General features: G+C 58.5%; 15 protein-coding genes and 1 pseudogene. 14 read left to right on the top strand and 2 right to left on the bottom strand.

What is annotated here, in order from left to right; translation table 11 throughout:
- Positions 1–9 precede the first annotated feature (9 nt).
- Positions 10–1,905: a peptidylprolyl isomerase gene (locus AC0L7L_RS07705; protein ID WP_473513191.1), complete on the bottom strand. Its 1,896-nt coding sequence runs from the start codon at positions 1,903–1,905 to the stop codon at positions 10–12.
- A gap of 282 nt (positions 1,906–2,187) precedes the next feature.
- Between AC0L7L_RS07705 and AC0L7L_RS07700 the strand changes: the two genes are divergently transcribed.
- From AC0L7L_RS07700 to AC0L7L_RS07680, 5 genes are all read left to right on the top strand, one after another.
- On the top strand, positions 2,188–6,066 hold the full coding sequence (locus tag AC0L7L_RS07700; RefSeq protein ID WP_473513189.1) for an autotransporter family protein: 3,879 nt from the start codon (positions 2,188–2,190) through the stop codon (positions 6,064–6,066).
- A 96-nt stretch (positions 6,067–6,162) separates the two neighbouring features.
- Entirely contained in the window at positions 6,163–7,053 is an 891-nt protein-coding gene (locus tag AC0L7L_RS07695; RefSeq protein WP_473513187.1) for a VOC family protein, read from the top strand.
- Between the two features lies 1 nt (position 7,054).
- A complete protein-coding gene (kdsA, locus tag AC0L7L_RS07690) occupies positions 7,055–7,894 on the top strand; it encodes a 3-deoxy-8-phosphooctulonate synthase (protein ID WP_272211241.1) in 840 nt (279 codons plus the stop codon).
- A gap of 202 nt (positions 7,895–8,096) precedes the next feature.
- Positions 8,097–9,371 (top strand): phosphopyruvate hydratase, encoded by a 1,275-nt coding sequence (eno, locus tag AC0L7L_RS07685; protein WP_272211240.1) that lies wholly within the window; start codon positions 8,097–8,099, stop codon positions 9,369–9,371.
- A gap of 189 nt (positions 9,372–9,560) precedes the next feature.
- A complete protein-coding gene (locus tag AC0L7L_RS07680) occupies positions 9,561–9,881 on the top strand; it encodes an FtsB family cell division protein (protein ID WP_272211239.1) in 321 nt (106 codons plus the stop codon).
- 49 nt (positions 9,882–9,930) lie between these two features.
- On the opposite strand, the gene AC0L7L_RS07675 is transcribed toward AC0L7L_RS07680, so the two are convergent.
- Positions 9,931–10,116 (bottom strand): hypothetical protein, encoded by a 186-nt coding sequence (locus tag AC0L7L_RS07675; protein WP_473514040.1) that lies wholly within the window; start codon positions 10,114–10,116, stop codon positions 9,931–9,933.
- Here AC0L7L_RS07675 and pdhA point away from each other — a divergent pair.
- The 9 genes and pseudogenes from pdhA to AC0L7L_RS07630 form a co-directional block, all read left to right on the top strand.
- A pseudogene (pdhA, locus tag AC0L7L_RS07670) lies at positions 10,087–11,049 on the top strand (pyruvate dehydrogenase (acetyl-transferring) E1 component subunit alpha); the annotation flags it as partial. The gene AC0L7L_RS07675 and the pseudogene pdhA overlap by 30 nt on opposite strands.
- 16 nt (positions 11,050–11,065) lie before the next feature.
- Positions 11,066–12,454, top strand: coding sequence for a pyruvate dehydrogenase complex E1 component subunit beta (locus AC0L7L_RS07665; protein WP_473513184.1), 1,389 nt, complete (start codon positions 11,066–11,068; stop codon positions 12,452–12,454).
- Positions 12,455–12,466: 12 nt separating this feature from the next.
- Positions 12,467–13,837 (top strand): pyruvate dehydrogenase complex dihydrolipoamide acetyltransferase, encoded by a 1,371-nt coding sequence (locus AC0L7L_RS07660; protein WP_473513182.1) that lies wholly within the window; start codon positions 12,467–12,469, stop codon positions 13,835–13,837.
- A gap of 25 nt (positions 13,838–13,862) precedes the next feature.
- On the top strand, positions 13,863–14,501 hold the full coding sequence (locus AC0L7L_RS07655; RefSeq protein ID WP_473513180.1) for an SGNH/GDSL hydrolase family protein: 639 nt from the start codon (positions 13,863–13,865) through the stop codon (positions 14,499–14,501).
- 88 nt (positions 14,502–14,589) lie between these two features.
- A complete protein-coding gene (locus AC0L7L_RS07650; protein WP_272211234.1) occupies positions 14,590–14,826 on the top strand; it encodes an HP1242/YdcH family protein in 237 nt (78 codons plus the stop codon).
- Between the two features lie 72 nt (positions 14,827–14,898).
- A complete protein-coding gene (gene lpdA / locus AC0L7L_RS07645) occupies positions 14,899–16,344 on the top strand; it encodes a dihydrolipoyl dehydrogenase (protein ID WP_272211233.1) in 1,446 nt (481 codons plus the stop codon).
- A 70-nt stretch (positions 16,345–16,414) separates the two neighbouring features.
- Positions 16,415–16,666, top strand: coding sequence for a GlsB/YeaQ/YmgE family stress response membrane protein (locus tag AC0L7L_RS07640; RefSeq protein ID WP_473513177.1), 252 nt, complete (start codon positions 16,415–16,417; stop codon positions 16,664–16,666).
- Between the two features lie 59 nt (positions 16,667–16,725).
- On the top strand, positions 16,726–17,703 hold the full coding sequence (gene lipA / locus AC0L7L_RS07635) for a lipoyl synthase (protein ID WP_473513175.1): 978 nt from the start codon (positions 16,726–16,728) through the stop codon (positions 17,701–17,703).
- Positions 17,648–18,328 (top strand): P-loop NTPase family protein, encoded by a 681-nt coding sequence (locus AC0L7L_RS07630; RefSeq protein ID WP_473513173.1) that lies wholly within the window; start codon positions 17,648–17,650, stop codon positions 18,326–18,328. The genes lipA and AC0L7L_RS07630 overlap by 56 nt, the downstream gene beginning before the upstream one ends.
- Positions 18,329–18,335: the final 7 nt, after the last annotated feature.

The raw sequence follows: 18,335 nt of genomic DNA, 5'->3' as shown, positions 1-18,335 counted from the left end.
CGCTTTCGATTACCGCAGGTTCACAGCTTGCTCGGCGAGCGTCTGATTGATGGAGACACCGTATTCGCTCTGCAGCTTGTTGATCATCTCATCAAGGATATCGTCTCCGGCAGCGGAGGCAATGGTGGTGATGGCCTGATTGTCGCCGCTGGTCTCAAGCGTGCCGGTGGGATTGACGACCGTCGCAACGGAGAGGACAACTTGCTCGTCGCCGCCGTTGCGCGGCGCGGTTGCCACGGTTCCCAGCGGGCCGCTGAAGGCGGCGGCAACCGCTTCGGGACCTAGCGCGCTGTTCTGCGATGACCGCGTGAATGACGGGCTCTGCTCGACGTCGATTGCGAGGTCGGCGGCAACTTGCGACAGGCTTTCGCCGTTTTCGACCCGCTCCTTCATTTCGTTGGCCCTGGCGATCAGAGCGTCGCGCTGCTGCTCGGCTGCCCAATCCGCTTCGACCTGGCTGCGGACCTCTTCGAAGCTGCGATCGCGCGGCGGCGTGATCCCTTCAACCTCGTACCAGAGAACTCCGCCGTCATCGAGGGTGAGGGGAAGGTTCTCGATGCCGATGTCGGTATCGAATATTGCGGCAATAAGCTCGGTTCCAAGCGGGATATCGTCGATCGGATTGCTGTCCTGATCACGACCGTTGGAATCGATAGCGTCGATGGTTACAGCTTCAAGGCCGAGACTCTGAGCCGCTTCGGCCATGGAAGAACCGCCGGCACGCTGGTCCTCATATTGGTTTTCGACGTTGAGAATGTCATCCGCCGCCTGCTGCTCGGCCAGTTCACGACGAATCTGATCCTCGACTTCCGCTAAGGGCGTAACACTTTCCGGCGTAATCTCCGTTACACGGATGATGACCGGCCCGAAATTGCCCTGAACGACACCGCTGGTGCCTCCGTTCTCCGCAATGGCAAAGGCTGCATCGTCGATCGCCTGATCGGGGAACCGGCCCTTGTCGTAGACGCCGAGCGTCACGTCGCCGCTCGTCAAACCCTGGTCGGCGATCAGTTGGTCGAAGGTTTTCGAGCCGTCTTCGAGTGCCTGGGCTGCCTGTTCGGCCGCTGCCTGATCGGAAAATGTCAGCTGCTGGATCTGACGCTCTTCCGGAGTGGTATAGGCATTGACCCGGGCTTCGTAGTCCGCGCGTACGGCGTCGGCGGAGACCGCGTCAGGGTCGGCGATGGCTGAAGGGCGAAGTTCGACGTAGGAAAACTGGCGGTATTCGGGGGCACGATAGGCAGCCTTACGCTGTTCGTACCAGGGCTCAAGAACATCTTCGCCCGGGGATTTGACCGGATCGACGAAGGCACTGTTGAGCACAATGTAGTCAACCACGCGGGACTGGTTGCGATATTGCCGGATGGCGTCAGCCAGGGTCGTGGGGGCGACAAAGCCATCGGCCAGCCCGTCAACGATCTGGGAACGAACAGCGACCTTGGACCGCTCGGCAACGTAGTCGTCTTCATTAAGGCCGACATTGCGCAGCAGCGCGCTGAACCGCTGGCGGTCAAACCGGCCGTCGCTGTTTTGAAACGCAGGATCCTCGGCAATCAGTTTGGCGAGGCGGTCTTCGGAAAGTCCGAGGTTCATGTTGTCGGCCAGTTGATCGAGCGCCGCACCAGCCACAAGCTGAGCATAAACCTGCTGATCCACGCCGATCATCCGGGCTTCTTCCCCGGTCAGCCGCCGGCCAAACTGATTGCTCAGGCTGTTGATCTGGCGCTGATAGGCAAGGCGGTACTCGTTCGAGGAAACGCTTTTGTTTCCGACCTGAACGACCACATCCGAATTCGAAGAAAACAGTGCGCTCGAAGCGCCCCAGACGCCGAACGAAATGATCAAAAGGACCAACAGAAATTTTGCTACCCATGTCTGGGCGCCTTTGCGCATTGTTTCGAGCATTCTCTACCGATCCCTGTTTTCCGATCCTTCGGGTTTGTGACGCTTCTTAGACGAAGATGCAATGAAATTGAAGTCGTTGTTGCATCCCATGTTGCAGCCGCAAATCGCCGCCTGTAACCAAGCGTTAACCATAAACGTTAAGCATGCTGGCAAATTCTTCCATCGCAAGAAGTTCTTAAGCTAACGCAGTCCAGAATTGCAGCCAGAACGGTGCGGTCGGCGGTCGAGAGCCAGGTTGAGCCGATATGAATTGTAGGTTTCTGGGCTGGAGTTGTGTTGGTGATGTGTTTTTCGAATTTGCAGCGTCAGGCGGCCCGGACCGCTTTTCTGAGCTCATCCGCACTGTTGCTGCTTTGGGGGACGCCAGGGTTTACCGCCGATTTTCAGTGGACGGGTACCGAATCGACGGACTGGTATACGGCCAATAACTGGCTCGAAGATGGTGCGGCCACATCGAATACACCGAAAACCGGTGACAATGTTTCCATCAACACAACCAATAATGCACCGGTGCTGCCGACTGATGGCGGTACCGAGTATATCAACACATTCGTGATCGGCGACACTGCCACCGGGCGGGTGACGTCGAATGCGACGATCAATGGCGAGCGAACACAGCTTGGCGCGTCAGCCACCGGAAACGGCACGTTGACGCTTGGCGGCGGTGGCGCGATCCAGATGGACAACTCGATTATTGTCGGCGGAAGCGGTTCGGGCCGAATCGATATGTCGGCAGGAGCAACCGGCCAGACCTCCTCAATCATCCTCGGAAGTGCAGCAGACAGCGTGGGCACCGTCACGCTTTCCGGAAGCGGCACCAGCCTGCGAACCTACGGAACGGGTGAAAACGGGCTTTCCGTGGCCAACAGTGGCTCCGGCACACTCAGCGTCTCGAATGGCGCGTTCATCGAGTCAGATCAGGCGATCATCGGCCGCGAATCAGGTGCTGAGGGCCGTGTCACTCTTTCTGGCGCCACCACGGAGTGGAACGGTTACGGTGCAACCACAATCGGCAGCAGCGGCAAGGGAACGGTTCTGGTTCAGAATGGTGCCCATGCGATCAGCGGTTCATTGTCCATCGGCCAGAACGCGACATCCCAGGACAATGACGCGATCGTGGCGGGCAGTGGGTCGCTCTGGAATGTCTATCAGGATATCTCCATCGGCGGTGATGTCGGTCGTGGCGGCTCCGGCGGTTCGGGAACGCTGTCGGTTCTGGATGGCGCCACGATGACCGGCAGCAATGGCTATATCGGGAATGTCGCCAACGGCGAGGGAAGTGTGATCGTCGATGGCACCGGCTCACAACTGCAGCTTTCTGCCTCGCTCAGGGTCGGTCGCAATGGCGATGGCAGCATGATCGTTTCCAATGGCGGATCCGTAACGGCCGATTTTGCACTTGTCGGCGCCAACCAGAGCAGTGGCGGCATTATGGCTGTTACCGGCGCCGGCAGTAACGTCTCGCTCACCAACCGGATGACAGTTGGTACAACCGGCGACGGTTTTCTCGCGCTGACGGAAGGCGGTGCGCTGAATTCGAATGGCGGGATCATTGGCCGTGATGCGGGCAGCGTGGGGGCTGCCGGTGTCTCCACTGGCGCGATCTGGACCAATACATCCAATCTCGAGGTTGGCTCCGAAGGTGCTGGCCTTCTGACCATTTTCGACGGCGGCACGGTGACCAACCGCACCGCGGAAATCGGGACGACGGTGTCAGGGGCAGGTGCCGTTATCGTCAGCGGCGTGGGGTCTTCCTGGGCCGTGGATGGCGGTATTACCGCAGGCGTTGAAGGTGATGGCTCGTTGCTCGTCGTTGACGGCGGCGTCGTAACCAGCACGGCCAGTTCGGTCGCATCCGCTGCGGGTTCGTCCGGTCTCGCCGCTATTGATGGGGCCGGGTCTTCCTGGACGATTGAAGGAGACCTGATCGTTGGCGAGAACGGCGAAGGCGTGCTGGCGCTTTCCGACGGCGGAACACTTGTCGCAGACAATCTTGTGCTCGCTTCAAATGTGGGGTCCATGGGGGCGCTGGTCATCGGTTCCATTCCCGAAGCTGCCGCGCAGGCACCGGGCACGCTGGATGTGAATACAGTATCGTTCGGTGACGGGCAGGGCTATCTGGTCTTCAACCACACCTCAAAGGATTACGAATTTTCGCGCACGATCACCGGCAAGGTCGATATCGCTGCCTTGGCCGGGAGAACCGTTCTGACTGCCGACAATACCAATGAAGGCGATACCTATATCGACACAGGTGCTGAAATTCAGGTTGGCAACGGTGGCACGACCGGCACGCTGAACGGGAATGCGACAATCGAAACCGGTGGCGAGCTGAGTTTTGCCCGCTCCGACGATATCGCGTTCACCGGACTACTGCGCGGCACGGGTTCGGTTTCGCAGAAAGGCTCCGGTACGCTGCGGCTAACGGCGGACAACAATGAATTTGCCGGAACACTTGAGGCTGATAGCGGAACATTTCTGGTGGTTGGCGCGCTGCGTGGCACAAGTGCCGATGTCAAGGCCGGCGCGGCTTTCGGCGGTTCGGGCGAGATTGGTTCAACGACCGTGCGCACCGGCGGCACCTTTCTGTCGGGCGATGAGGACGGTTCAATAACGGTCAACGGCGATCTGGCATTTGAAACAGACGCCACTTACGCTGCTGTGATCCAGACGAGCCAGGTTCCGGCAAAGGTCAGCGGAACGGTGAGCTTCGACGACACGGAAATCGACCTCGACTTTGTCGATGGCGGTGAGCTGAAACAGCAATATACCCTGCTTGAAGCCGGTGCGATCACCGGTACCTGGGATGCGCCGCTGGCTGCGCTGCCATCGCAGTTTCGCGGCACCATCGAACAGGACGCCAACAGGCTGAACATGTCGCTCGCCTATGTCGGCGGCAATTTCAACTTCTCCGCACTCGGAGGACGCGTCAACGACCAGCTCGTGAGGGCCTTCAATGATGGGGTGCCTCTGGTGGGAACGCTTTCAGCCGGAATGCTGCAGTCGGGGGCCGGCTATGAGGCCGCCATGACCACACTTGGCGGTGAGCTGGGCGTCAATGCCACGATGACGGCCAATCTCGGAATGCAGAATTTCCTGCGTCGTTCCTCAAATCCCAACAGGCTTCTGGCCGGCTGGCGGCCGGTGGAGCAGAAAAGCAATGATGACGAACTGCCGTCTGCGGAAAATAGTTCGGCGCTTGGTTACTGGTCTGTTGGCCCGTCGCGCAGTGCGGCTGCGCCGCAATGGGACTGGGCCGAAGCAGGGCGGGGCTCGACGGCATCGGCATACGCCCCCTATGCGGCTTTTGAGCCGGGAAACAGCATCTGGCTTGAATATAACGGCGAGACCGCCACCGTTAAGGGCGATTCGGGAGCCGGGAATTCTGGTGCAAACATCAAGGGCAACATTGTCGAGGGCGGTTATCTCGCCCAGTTGAACGACACCGCCTCTGTTGGCTTCGTCTTTGGCGGGGGGCAGACCAGCTATGACCAGACCGAACAGGACGGATCAGCCGAAAGCCAGTCGCTGCACGGCGCGATCACGGCAGCGGGCCAGACGGCTCAGGGGCTTTACGGTGTCGCCACCGTTGGCTTTGGCACCGACAGCGTCGATACCCGCCGGACCGTCAGCTTCGGGTCGGCGGTGGATCAGCTGCGTGGCAGTTATTCGGCCACCACTTTTGGCGGTCGCGTCGAAGCAGGCGGACGGATCATAGACAGCGGTGTTGCCTTTATTCCGTTCGCCGCGGCAAGCGCAGTCTACACAAGCGCGCCCGGCTACTCAGAGAATGTGGCTTCCGGGGTTGGAGCTTCCGCACTTTCCTATTCCGATGCCAGCCTGTTCCGCGGCACTGTTGAAGCGGGCGTCGGCTTCGATACCGCTGCCGGTGACGTTGCGCGCCGTTTCTCGATCAATTCGCGGGTTTCCTACCTCTACCGCTACGGCAGTGGAGGCGATGCGAATGCAAGCTTCGTCTCGCTGCCCGGTTACGGGTTTTCGATTTCGAGCAATGCTCCGACCGGAAGCGCGGTGGCCGCCAATATCGGCGCACGGATCCAGCTGACCCCGCAAGCCGATCTGTCCATAGGGGCCTATGGTGAATGGGGGGCCGAATATTCGGCGCTTATCGCATCGGCAAAGCTGCGCTATATCTGGTAGGTATATGCAGGCAACTGACAGAGAGTTCAGGCGACTTGGTCGCTTGAAGCCTTTGTCCATTCATGCCATCAAGGACGCCGAAAAAGGAGGAGCTTGATGTCGCTTTCGCACCATGCCCCGCGCTCCCTTGACCACCTGGTTTTGCCGGTTGTCGATCTGGCGACAGCACGACTTCGCCTGAGCGCTCTCGGGTTTTGTGTGGCGCCGGATGCGCGTCATCCCTTCGGAACGGAAAACGCCTGCGTCTATTTTTCCGACGCGACCTATCTCGAACCACTTGGCATCGCCGATTTGCGCCTCTATCACAATCAGGTGCGCGCCGCAGCCGAGTTCGTGCGCAGGGACCGTGCATTTCGTTTCCGGGTCGGTGAGGACGGGCTTTCGGCGATTGTTTTCAAAAGCGCAGATGCTGCGGCTGATCACGCAGAATTTGCCGAAGCCGGCATTGCCGCCGGTGACCTCTTCAGTTTTTCGCGCAAATTCCAGCGCGAGGACGGAAGTGAAGCAGAAGCCGGATTCCGCCTGGCGTTTGCCGCCGATCTGCGCGCGCCCGACCTGTTCTTTTTTACCTGCGAGCGACTTGTTCCACTCGACCCGCCTGAAGCATTGATGGCGCATCAGAACGGGGTCACCGGCGTTGCTTCCGTACTGATCGTTGAACAAAGTCCGATGGAGTTCGAGCCGTTACTGCAACAGCTGAGCCATTGCAACGATATCGACATTCATCCCCATGGGGTGACGGTGGCGGGCGCCAACGCCGATGTTTCGATCTTCACTCATGACTATCTGCGAACGCAATACGCAATCGCGTCTGGCAGCGAGGACAGGGGGCTTGTCGCGTGTGGTGTCGTTTTCGAGGTCGCAGACCTCGACAATCTTGGTGATATTCTCGTAAGCAACGACATCACCCATGAAATCGCGGATGGGATGATCCGCGTTCCGCCGGCCCCCGGGCAGGGCGTGACCTTTATTTTCAAGGAAGCATGACATGAACAATCGCACCGTTTCGGCCGGTGAGGGCAAAGCGAAAGCTGTGTTCTCCAACGGCGCAAAGCTCTCGCTCATTGCCGGACCCTGCCAGATGGAAAGCCGCGACCACGCCTTCATGATGGCCGGGCGGCTTGTGGAAATCTGCGCGCAGGCCGGGATCGACCTCGTCTATAAGTCTTCCTTCGACAAGGCCAACCGCACTTCGCTGAAGGCCGAGCGCGGCATGGGGATTGATAAATCGCTGGACGTCTTCGCCGACCTGAAGAAGGAATTCGGCTTTCCGGTTCTGACCGACATTCATACGGAAGCCCAGTGCGCCGAGGTGGCCGATGTCGTCGATGTTCTGCAGATTCCGGCGTTTCTGTGCCGCCAGACCGATCTTCTGATCGCTGCTGCCAAAACAGGCCGTGTTATCAACGTCAAGAAGGGGCAGTTCCTGGCACCCTGGGACATGAAAAACGTTCTGGCCAAGATCGTCGACAGCGGAAACGACAACGTGCTTCTGTGCGAGCGCGGCGCATCCTTCGGCTACAACACGCTTGTTTCGGACATGCGCTCACTGCCGATCATGGCTGAAACCGGCGCGCCGGTGATCTTCGACGCCACCCATTCGGTTCAGCAGCCAGGAGGCCAGGGCGGCTCGACAGGCGGCCAGCGGGAATTTGTTGAAACGCTGGCCCGCGCGGCAGTTGCCGTCGGAGTTGCCGGTGTCTTCATCGAAACGCATGAGGATCCGGACAATGCACCGTCGGACGGCCCCAACATGGTTCCGCTTGATGAAATGCCGCGGCTTCTCGAAAAACTTCTGGCTTTTGACGCCATCGCGAAGGAAAGATAAGCTATGACGTGGATCTCGGACGCGTTTTTCGCCGAACGGGCCCGAAAATTTTTCATTCGTCATAGTTCTGACGAGTGAACTGCTTTATGCAGTTTTGCTGCAATGTGCCGGTGACCCAAGACACCGCGCGTATTATGGAAAACCGCCGCGCTTTGGCGCGCTCGTCACAATTTCGAACAGCAAGGTCGACAGGTAGACAGACATGACGACAATCACCGACATTCTCGCCCGTGAAATCCTCGACAGCCGTGGCAACCCCACGGTCGAGGTCGATGTGTATCTGGAAGACGGCACCATCGGCCGCGCAGCCGTGCCCTCGGGCGCCTCGACCGGCGCGCACGAGGCTGTGGAGCTGCGCGACGGCGGCGCGCGCTATCTCGGCAAGGGTGTCGAGAAGGCGGTCAACGCCGTCAACACCGAAATCCTCGAGGCCATCGTCGGCATGGATGTCGAAAACCAGATGGAAATCGATCAGGCGATGATCGAACTCGACGGCACCCCCAACAAGAGCCGCCTCGGCGCCAACGCCATTCTCGGTGTTTCGCTGGCCTCTGCAAAGGCTGCAGCAACGGCCACCGGCCTGCCGCTTTACCGCTATGTTGGCGGCTCGTTTGCACATCTGCTGCCGGTTCCGATGATGAACATCATCAATGGCGGCGAACATGCCGACAACCCGATCGACTTCCAGGAATTCATGATCATGCCTGTCGGCGCCGATACGATGCGCGACGCCGTGCGCATGGGCTCGGAAATTTTCCACACGCTGAAGAAAGAGCTTTCGGCTGGCGGCTACAACACCGCAATCGGTGACGAGGGTGGTTTTGCGCCGGCACTTCCCAGCACGATCTCCGCACTCGACTTCGTCATGAAGTCGATTGAAAAGGCCGGCTACAAGCCGGGTGACGACGTCTACCTGGCCATGGATGCCGCCTCGACCGAGTTCTACAAGGACGGCAAGTATGAAATGGAAGGCGAGGGCAAGACCTTCTCCTCCGGCGAGATGGCCGCTTACCTCGCCGACCTGATCGGCAAGTACCCGATCTTCTCGATCGAAGATGGTCTTGCCGAAGACGACTGGGACGGCTGGAAGGAACTGACGTCGCTGATCGGCAACAAATGCCAGCTGGTCGGTGACGACCTGTTCGTCACCAACACCAAGCGTCTGAAGGACGGCATCAAGATGGGTGTGGGCAACTCGCTGCTCGTCAAGGTCAACCAGATCGGCTCGCTGACGGAAACGCTCGATGCCGTCGAGACTGCCCACAAGGCAGGCTACACATCGGTCATGTCGCACCGTTCGGGCGAAACCGAGGATGCCACGATCGCCGACCTTGCTGTTGCCACGAACTGCGGCCAGATCAAGACCGGCTCGCTGTCACGTTCGGACCGTCTGGCGAAATACAACCAGCTGATCCGCATTGAGGAAGAGTTGGGCGCACAGGCCGTTTATGCCGGCAAGTCGATCCTGAAGGCCTGATTGCCTGACGGCTGATACGACTAGATTATCACGATTGAAATGCCCGCAGCCCCGTGCTGCGGGCATTTTCTGTTTTAACCGGAAAGGCGACGTGGCGGCCTGAAACAGGAGCCGGCTTTAGGCTTGGTTAAGGTTACAGCGCTAGTGTCGGCTTCATAGTATTGCGTAAATTTCCGGACTGTCAGCCTCATGTGGACCCGCCATCACAAACCACGGTTTTACGGCCGCCTTGTCGTTCCAGCGATCACGGCCTGCTTCATGAGCTATTTTGTCTATCACTCCATTCATGGTGACTACGGCCTGATCGCCGGCGAACGCTTCGAGGTGCACAAGGCGCTCAATGAACGCAAGCTTGAAAAGCTGGTGGTCGAACGCCGGGCAATGGAAGAGCGCGTGCGGATGATGTCCGACGGCTCTTTGATGAAGGATGCTCTCGACGAGCAGGCGCGTTATGCGCTGAACCTTCTGAAGCCGGACGAAATCGTGATTTTTGAAAGAAATCTTCAATAAACTGAAATCATGTTAATTTAGGTATTATTGTTTAATAACAATAACTTGGTTATTGTTTTTTCTTTAAAAATCTAGCATTGCCGTGCCGCAAAAAACTCATTATTGTGACGCTCAACTCCACATCTTTCCTTCCATAGGAGGTCTTGATGGCGTCGCAAGCGACTGCTTCACGGAAATCAGCCAAAAAGAAGATAACAACCGGATCGTCGAGTTTGATCGCGATCAGGAAATGCATGCGCTTCGCGAGATGCTCATGATTCGCCGTTTCGAAGAGAAGGCCGGCCAGCTTTATGGCATGGGCTTCATCGGCGGTTTCTGTCACCTTTACATCGGTCAGGAAGCTGTCGTCGTCGGCATGCAGATGGCTTTGAAGGATGGTGACCAGATCATCACGAGCTATCGCGATCACGGTCACATGCTCGCCACCGGCATGGAAGCCCGCGGCGTCATGGCCGAGCTGACCGGCCGCCAGTCCGGCTATTCCAAGGGCAAGGGCGGCTCGATGCACATGTTCTCCAAGGAGAAGGCGTTTTATGGCGGTCATGGTATCGTCGGTGCGCAGGTGCCGCTCGGTGCGGGTCTGGCCTTTGCCAACCGGTATCGTGAAGATGGCAAGGTCTCCGTCGTCTATTTCGGCGATGGCGCGGCCAACCAGGGCCAGGTTTATGAGACCTACAACATGGCTCAGCTCTGGAAGCTGCCGGTCGTTTTCGTTATTGAAAACAACCGCTATGCCATGGGCACCTCGGTTGCACGCTCGTCCGCCGAAACGGATTTCTCCAAGCGCGGCAGCTCGTTCGGTATCCCCGGCGTTCAGGTCGATGGCATGGATGTTCGCGCCGTCAAGGCCGCGGCAGAAGACGCCGAAGAGCACGCACGCTCGGGCAAGGGGCCAATCATTCTGGACATGCAGACCTATCGCTATCGCGGCCACTCCATGTCTGACCCTGCGAAATACCGCAGCAAGGATGAAGTGCAGAAGATGCGTTCTGAACATGACCCGATTGAGCAGGTCCGCAAGCGGATACTGGACAAGAAGTGGGCCGACGAAGATGAACTGAAGGCCATCGACAAGGATGTGCGCTCGGTCATCTCAGATGCCGCCGATTTCGCCCAGACCGATCCGGAGCCGGATGTTTCCGAGCTCTACACCGATATCCTGCGCTAAGACGGGGAGGGATAACATGCCTACCAATATTCTTATGCCGGCGCTCTCTCCGACGATGGAAGAGGGTAACCTGACCAAGTGGCTCAAAAAGGAAGGCGACAGCGTCGCCGCCGGTGACATTCTGGCCGAAATCGAAACCGACAAGGCGACGATGGAAGTCGAAGCCGTCGATGAAGGCACAATCGGCAAGATTCTTGTCGAAGAAGGTGCGCAGGGCGTGAAGGTCAATACGCCGATTGCCGTTCTGCTCGAAGAGGGTGAGAGCGCTGACGACATTGATGCTGCCGCCACCAAGGCACCGGAAGAAACCAAGGCTCCTGAAGTTGCCCAGGAAGAAAAGCCGCAGGCTTCGCCTGACGCCGTTCCGGCCGAACCGAAATCCGTAGAGATCGCCTCCGATCCGGATATTCCGGAAGGCACTGAAATGGTTTCCACGACGGTGCGTGAAGCGCTGCGTGATGCCATGGCGGAAGAAATGCGCGCCGACGGCGATGTCTTCGTCATGGGCGAGGAAGTGGCCGAATATCAGGGCGCCTACAAGGTGACCCAGGGTCTGCTTCAGGAATTCGGTGACAAGCGCGTTGTCGATACTCCGATCACCGAGCATGGCTTTACTGGCGTCGGCGTCGGTGCAGCGCTTGCCGGACTGAAGCCTATTGTCGAATTCATGACCTTCAACTTCGCCATGCAGGCGATGGACCAGATCATCAATTCAGCAGCCAAGACCCACTACATGTCCGGCGGACAGATGGAGAGTTCCATCGTGTTCCGCGGTCCGAATGGTGCCGCAGCTCGCGTGGCCGCGCAGCATTCCCAGTGCTATGCCTCATGGTACAGCCACATTCCGGGTCTGAAAGTTGTCATGCCCTATACGGCAGCCGATGCGAAGGGGCTGTTGAAGGCTGCGATCCGCGATCCGAACCCGATCATCTTCCTGGAAAACGAAATTCTCTACGGCCAGAAGTTCGATGTGCCGAAGCTTGACGATTTCGTTCTGCCAATCGGCAAGGCCCGCATTCACAAGACGGGCAGTGATGCAACGCTGGTATCGTTTGGCATTGGCATGACCTATGCTATCGAAGCGGCCGAGAAGCTGGCGGAAGAGGGCATCGACGTCGAAGTCATTGACCTTCGCACGATCCGTCCGATGGATATCCCGACAGTGGTCGAATCTGTCAAAAAGACCGGTCGTCTGGTGACGGTGGAAGAAGGCTTCCCGCAGTCCTCCGTCGGAACCGAAATCGCGACGCGTGTCATGCAGCAGGCCTTTGATTATCTCGATGCGCCGATCATGACGATCGCCGGCAAGGACGTTCCTATGCCTTACGCCGCGAACCTGGAAAAGCTCGCCCTGCCGAACGTCGGTGAAGTCATCGATGCGGTTAAGGCCGTCTGCTACAAGTAAGGGAGACGTTCGATGCCGATCAAGATTACGATGCCGGCGCTTTCCCCAACCATGGAAGAGGGTAACCTCTCCAAATGGCTGGTGAAGGAAGGCGACAGTGTTTCGGCCGGTGATGTGATTGCCGAGATCGAAACCGACAAGGCGACGATGGAAGTCGAAGCCGTCGACGAGGGTATAATCGCAAAGCTCGTGGTTCCGGACGGTACAGATGGTGTGAAGGTTAATGCCCTGATCGCTGTTCTGGCCGAGGAAGGCGAAGATGTAGCGGAAGCTGCCAAGGCTGCTGACGGCGGTAACGCCGCTCCGGCCGCCAAGGAAGAAGCCAAATCCGAGGCGCCCAAGGAAGAAAAGACCGTAGATGCTGTCGCAAAGGGCGGGATACCGTCTTCCGATACGCCGGTCCCCGAAGCCAAGGCCCCGGCAGCGCCCAAGGCCGACGGCGAGCGCGTCTTTGCGTCGCCGCTTGCCCGCCGTCTTGCCAAGGAAGAAGGTCTCGACCTTTCAGCCCTTTCGGGTTCCGGCCCGCATGGCCGTATCGTCAAGCGCGATATCGAAAAGGCCGTGAGCGACGGTGTCGGCAAGGCTGCGCCGAAGTCGGAAGCGCCCGCCGGCGACAAGGCTCCTGCCGCCCCGATCCCGCAGGGGCAGTCGGAAGAGGCCGTTCTCAAGCTGTTCGAGGAAGGCTCCTACGAGCTGGTGCCACATGATGGCATGCGCAAGACGATTGCCAAGCGCCTCGTCGAATCGAAGCAGACCATCCCGCATTTCTATGTGACTGTGGATTGCGAGCTGGACGCACTGCTGGCGCTCAGGAGCCAGCTTAACAAGGCGGCTCCCGTCAGGGACGAAAAGCCGGTCTACAAGCTGTCGGTCAACGACATGGTGATCAAGGCCATGGCGCTGGCGCTGCGCGATGTGCCGGAGGCCAATGTTTCCTGGACCGATAGCAATATGGTTGTTCACAAGCATGTCGATGTCGGCGTTGCCGTTTCCATTCCGGGCGGTCTGATCACGCCGATCATCCGCAAGGCCGAGGAAAAGCCGCTTTCCGTCATCTCCAACGAAATGAAGGATATGGGCAAGCGCGCCAAGGAGAAAAAGCTGAAGCCAGCTGAGTATCAGGGCGGAACCACTGCGGTCTCCAATATGGGCATGATGGGCGTCAAGGACTTTGCCGCCGTCGTCAATCCGCCGCACGCCTCGATCCTCGCCGTTGGTGCGGGCGAAAAGCGCGCTGTGGTCAAGAACGACGAGATCACCATTGCAACGGTCATGTCGGTCACACTGTCGACCGATCACCGCTGCGTTGACGGCGCACTGGCAGCCCATGTGTTGGCATCGTTCAGGGGCTATATCGAAAACCCGATGTCGATGCTGGTCTGATGGCCTCATGCAGGGATGATGCGCAATGAAAACGGTTCTTTGCTATGGCGATTCCCTGACTTTCGGGCACGATCCGGCTGGAGACGGCCGGCATGCCCACGAGGCCCGGTGGCCGATGGTGCTGCAGAAGGCTTTGGGGGAGGGCGTTGACGTCCTTTCCGAGGCGCTTGGCGGCCGCACAACCGCCTTTGATGATCATACAGCTGAGGCTGATCGAAACGGTGCGCGCATTCTGCCCACCTTGCTGGCCAGTCACACCCCGCTTGATCTCGTCATCATCATGCTCGGCACCAATGACCTGAAACCCTTTACCGGAGGCGGCGCGTTCGCCTCCCGCAGCGGCCTGAAGCGTCTTATCGAGATTATCCGTTGGCATCCCTATGCCTTCGGTGACGATGCGCCGGACATTCTGGTGGTTTCGCCGCCGCATGCCGTGCCTACAGCGAATGACACAGGCATGGGGTTTCTCGCGGGTATCGTGGAGCAGTCACAGATGCTGTCGACCTACTACAGTGAAATCGCCGATGATCTGGGATGCGGGTTCTACGATGCAGCATCAGTGGCCAAGGCAAGCCCGATTGATGGCGTTCACCTTGATGCTGAAAATACGCGGGCGATAGGCCGCGGCCTCGAGCCTATGGTTCGGATGATGCTTGGACTGTGATCGATAGCAGGTTTGACAGAAATCAAGGAGCGGGGTGCGGCAAAGCTTAGCGTTGGATATAAGCTTCAATCACAGGAGGACATATCCAATGTCGAATACACCGCATGAACTGGCCGATGAATTCCCCGACTACGTTGAAAAGATGCACACTCTGAAAGTTGAGGATGCGCATTTTGCCAAACTCATCGATGAGTATCACGAGGTAAACCGTGCGGTTCATCGTGCGGAAACAAAGATCGAGCCGACTGACGATGCGCATATGGAAGACCTGCGCAAGCGGAGGATGGTTCTGAAAGATGAAATCTACGGGATGCTGTCAGCCTAAACGACGCGGCATCCCCAAAATTGGGCCGGGCAGGCCTTGCCGCCCGGTTCCTTTGCAAAGGAGATGAGCCCCGTGTCCCAGAACTATGATGTCCTCGTCATCGGCGCCGGTCCTGGCGGCTATATCGCTGCAATCCGGGCAGCGCAGCTTGGCCTGAAGACCGCCGTTGTCGAACGCGAGCATATGGCTGGTATCTGCTCCAACTGGGGCTGCATTCCCACCAAGGCTTTGCTGCGTTCGGCTGAAATCCTCGATTTCACCAGCCACGCCAAGGAATACGGCCTGTCCGTCGATGGCTCGGTCAAGGCTGACCTTGAGGCGATCGTCAAGCGTTCGCGCGGGATCGCCGAGCGTATGAATGCCGGTGTCGGCTTTTTGATGAAGAAGAACAAGGTTGACATCATCTGGGGCGAGGCAACGCTGTCGAAGCCCGGTGAAGTCACCGTTTCCGACGTGAAGAAGAAGATTGTCGAGCCGCAGGCGCCGAAGCCGAAGAATGCGCTTGGCGCCGGTACCTATTCGGCCAAGCACATCATCGTCGCGACCGGTGCGCGTCCGCGCGCGCTGCCCGGTATCGAGCCTGACGGCAAGTTGATCTGGACCTATTTCGACGCGCTGAAACCGGCAAAGCTGCCGAAATCGCTGCTGGTCATGGGTTCCGGTGCCATCGGCATCGAGTTCGCCTCGTTCTACCGTTCGCTCGGTGTCGAGGTTACGGTGGTCGAGGTGATGAAGCAGGTGATGCCAGTCGAGGATGCCGAGATCGGCAAATTTGCGCAGAAGCGGCTTGAGAAACGCGGCATCAAGATCATGCTGGAAGCCAAGGTGGCCAAGGTCGAAAAGGGCAGCGACAACATCACCGCCCATGTCGAGACCAAGGATGGCAAGGTCCAGAAGATCACCGCAGACCGGATGATCTCGGCCGTCGGCGTTCAGGGCAATATCGAGAATATCGGGCTCGAAAAGCTCGGCATCAAGACTGATCGCGGCTGCATCGTCATCGACGATTACTGCAAGACCAATGTCGATGGCATTTACGCGATCGGCGATGTCGCAGGCCCGCCGATGCTCGCCCACAAGGCCGAGCATGAAGCCGTGATCTGCGTCGAGAAGCTGGCGGGCGAAAAGAACGTCCATCCGCTCGACAAGCTGAAGGTTCCCGGTTGCACCTATTGCAACCCGCAGGTCGCTTCGGTCGGACTGACGGAAGCGAAGGCCAAGGAAGCTGGTTATGACGTCCGCGTCGGTCGCTACAGCTTCGTTGCCAATGGCAAGGCCGTCGCGCTTGGCGAGGATCAGGGCATGGTCAAGACCGTGTTCGACAAGAAGACCGGCGAGCTTCTGGGCGCCCATATGGTCGGCGCCGAAGTGACGGAGCTGATCGAAGGTTTTGTCGTTGCGATGAACCTTGAGACCACCGAAGAAGAGTTGATGCACACCATCTTCCCGCACCCCACGCTTTCCGAAATGATGAAGGAAAGTGTGCTGGACGCTTACGGACGTGCATTGAACGCCTGATTCCTTTATGGTGACGGAGCGGGCCTCAACGGCCTGCTTCAACATCGAGTGAGGAAGGGAGACGGAACACATGGAAGAACAGGGTGTAGGCTGGATTGCCGCCATCGTCATCGGCGGCATCGCAGGCTGGCTTGCCGAGAAGTTCATGAAGTCCAGCATGGGCGTTCTCATGAACATCATTCTCGGCATCGTCGGGGCCATCGTCGCGAACGCCCTTCTGGGCCTGTTCGGCATTGCCCTCGGGGGGTGGCTCGGCTACCTGATCGCTGGCTTTATCGGCGCGGTGATCCTGATTTGGGTCGGACGACTGATAAGGCGCTGACAAGAGATTGCAGAAAAGCCGTCCGAGCCTTCGGGCTCGGCGGTACCCAAGGGTGAGAGATGGTTACACTTCTTGATACGACAGGCAATGCTGCGCCCAAGCGGGTGCGACACCCGGAAAAGGCGCATAAACCCGACAACGAGGTGATGCGCAAGCCGGACTGGATCCGGGTGAAGGCACCCGTTTCAAAGGGCTATCAGGAAACCCGCGGCATTGTGAAGGAGAATAAGCTCGTCACGGTATGCGAGGAAGCCGGCTGTCCCAATGTCGGGGAATGCTGGGACAAGAAGCATGCCTCGTTCATGATCATGGGCGAAATTTGCACCCGCGCCTGCGCGTTCTGCAATGTCTCCACCGGAAGGCCCGGCGCGCTTGATCCGAATGAGCCGGAAAATATCGGCAAGGCTGTCAGCCAGATGGGTCTAAGCCATGTCGTCATTACCTCGGTGGACCGGGACGATCTCGCCGATGGCGGCGCAGAGCATTTTGAAAAGGTGATCTTCGCCATTCGCGCTGCCTCGCCTTCAACAACGATAGAGGTGCTGACGCCGGATTTCCTGCGCAAGCCCGGCGCTCTGGAGAGAGTGGTCGCTGCGCGGCCCGATGTCTTCAATCACAATCTCGAAACCGTGCCGTCGAACTACCTGACCGTTCGTCCCGGCGCGCGCTATTTCCATTCCATCCGGATTTTGCAGCGAGTGAAGGAACTCGATCCCAACATGTTCACCAAGTCCGGCATCATGGTCGGCCTTGGTGAGGAGCGGAACGAGATCCTGCAGCTGATGGACGACCTCAGAACCGCCGATGTCGATTTTCTGACCATTGGCCAGTATCTGCAGCCGACCCGCAAGCATCATCGTGTGGTGAGCTTTGTGACGCCGGACGAGTTCAAGTCCTACGAGACGGTCGCCTATACCAAGGGCTTTCTGATGGTCTCGGCAAGCCCGCTGACGCGCTCCTCGCACCATGCCGGAGATGATTTTGCGCGGCTGCGTGAAAATCGCGCGAAAAAGCTGGCTCAGATGGCCGCCGGTTAATACTTGTCTGAATACCCTGTCAAGGTGTATGTCCCCCGTCCTTCAGGCCGGGGGATTTTTCATGAACAGGATAGAGGTTGCGGATGCGGCAGCACGACTGAAAACTGTGCGACGCATAATGGTCATCGGTTGTTCGGGAAGCGGAAAATCCGCGCTTGGGCAGGAGATTGGCGCGCGTTTCGATATTCCCTACATCTCGATGGACCGCGACGTTTTCTGGCTTTCGGGGTGGAAGATGCGTGATGCGTCCGAAATAGGATCGCTTGTTGAAGAGGCGGCAGCACGTCCGGCATGGGTGATTGACGGGACCAGTCCCCGAACGATGCCGGTCCGTCTGGCGCGCGCCGAACTGGTCCTATGGACACGGCCCCCGCGCCTGGTGTCAATGGCCGGAATTATAAAGCGCCGATTTCGATATGCGGGCAGGTCCCGGCCTGAAATGGCTGAAGGATGCCTGGAGCGTCTGAACTGGGATTTTTTGCACTATGTCTGGACGTTTGAACAAAAGCAGGTGCCGCGCGTTGAGCAGATACTGGCGCAATTTGGTGGTGACACTCCCGTTTGTGTGTTGAAATCATACACCGAGAACGACGAATTGCTTGCGCTTTCTGCCCAAGGCCATTAGCTGAAAA

It is taken from the genome of Martelella sp. K41-7 (assembly GCF_055808365.1).
Note: the sequence above shows the minus strand (reverse complement) of the source record. Positions and strands in the feature narration are given on the sequence as shown.

What these genes read in the sequence shown, in the direction of transcription:
- AC0L7L_RS07705 (WP_473513191.1), bottom strand. Translation starts at nt 1,905, where the DNA reads ATGCTCGAAACAATGCGCAAAGGCGCCCAGACATGGGTAGCAAAATTT.
- AC0L7L_RS07700 (WP_473513189.1), top strand. Translation starts at nt 2,188, where the DNA reads ATGTGTTTTTCGAATTTGCAGCGTCAGGCGGCCCGGACCGCTTTTCTG.
- AC0L7L_RS07695 (WP_473513187.1), top strand. Translation starts at nt 6,163, where the DNA reads ATGTCGCTTTCGCACCATGCCCCGCGCTCCCTTGACCACCTGGTTTTG.
- kdsA (WP_272211241.1), top strand. Translation starts at nt 7,055, where the DNA reads ATGAACAATCGCACCGTTTCGGCCGGTGAGGGCAAAGCGAAAGCTGTG.
- eno (WP_272211240.1), top strand. Translation starts at nt 8,097, where the DNA reads ATGACGACAATCACCGACATTCTCGCCCGTGAAATCCTCGACAGCCGT.
- AC0L7L_RS07680 (WP_272211239.1), top strand. Translation starts at nt 9,561, where the DNA reads ATGTGGACCCGCCATCACAAACCACGGTTTTACGGCCGCCTTGTCGTT.
- AC0L7L_RS07675 (WP_473514040.1), bottom strand. Translation starts at nt 10,116, where the DNA reads ATGCATTTCCTGATCGCGATCAAACTCGACGATCCGGTTGTTATCTTC.
- AC0L7L_RS07665 (WP_473513184.1), top strand. Translation starts at nt 11,066, where the DNA reads ATGCCTACCAATATTCTTATGCCGGCGCTCTCTCCGACGATGGAAGAG.
- AC0L7L_RS07660 (WP_473513182.1), top strand. Translation starts at nt 12,467, where the DNA reads ATGCCGATCAAGATTACGATGCCGGCGCTTTCCCCAACCATGGAAGAG.
- AC0L7L_RS07655 (WP_473513180.1), top strand. Translation starts at nt 13,863, where the DNA reads ATGAAAACGGTTCTTTGCTATGGCGATTCCCTGACTTTCGGGCACGAT.
- AC0L7L_RS07650 (WP_272211234.1), top strand. Translation starts at nt 14,590, where the DNA reads ATGTCGAATACACCGCATGAACTGGCCGATGAATTCCCCGACTACGTT.
- AC0L7L_RS07640 (WP_473513177.1), top strand. Translation starts at nt 16,415, where the DNA reads ATGGAAGAACAGGGTGTAGGCTGGATTGCCGCCATCGTCATCGGCGGC.
- lipA (WP_473513175.1), top strand. Translation starts at nt 16,726, where the DNA reads ATGGTTACACTTCTTGATACGACAGGCAATGCTGCGCCCAAGCGGGTG.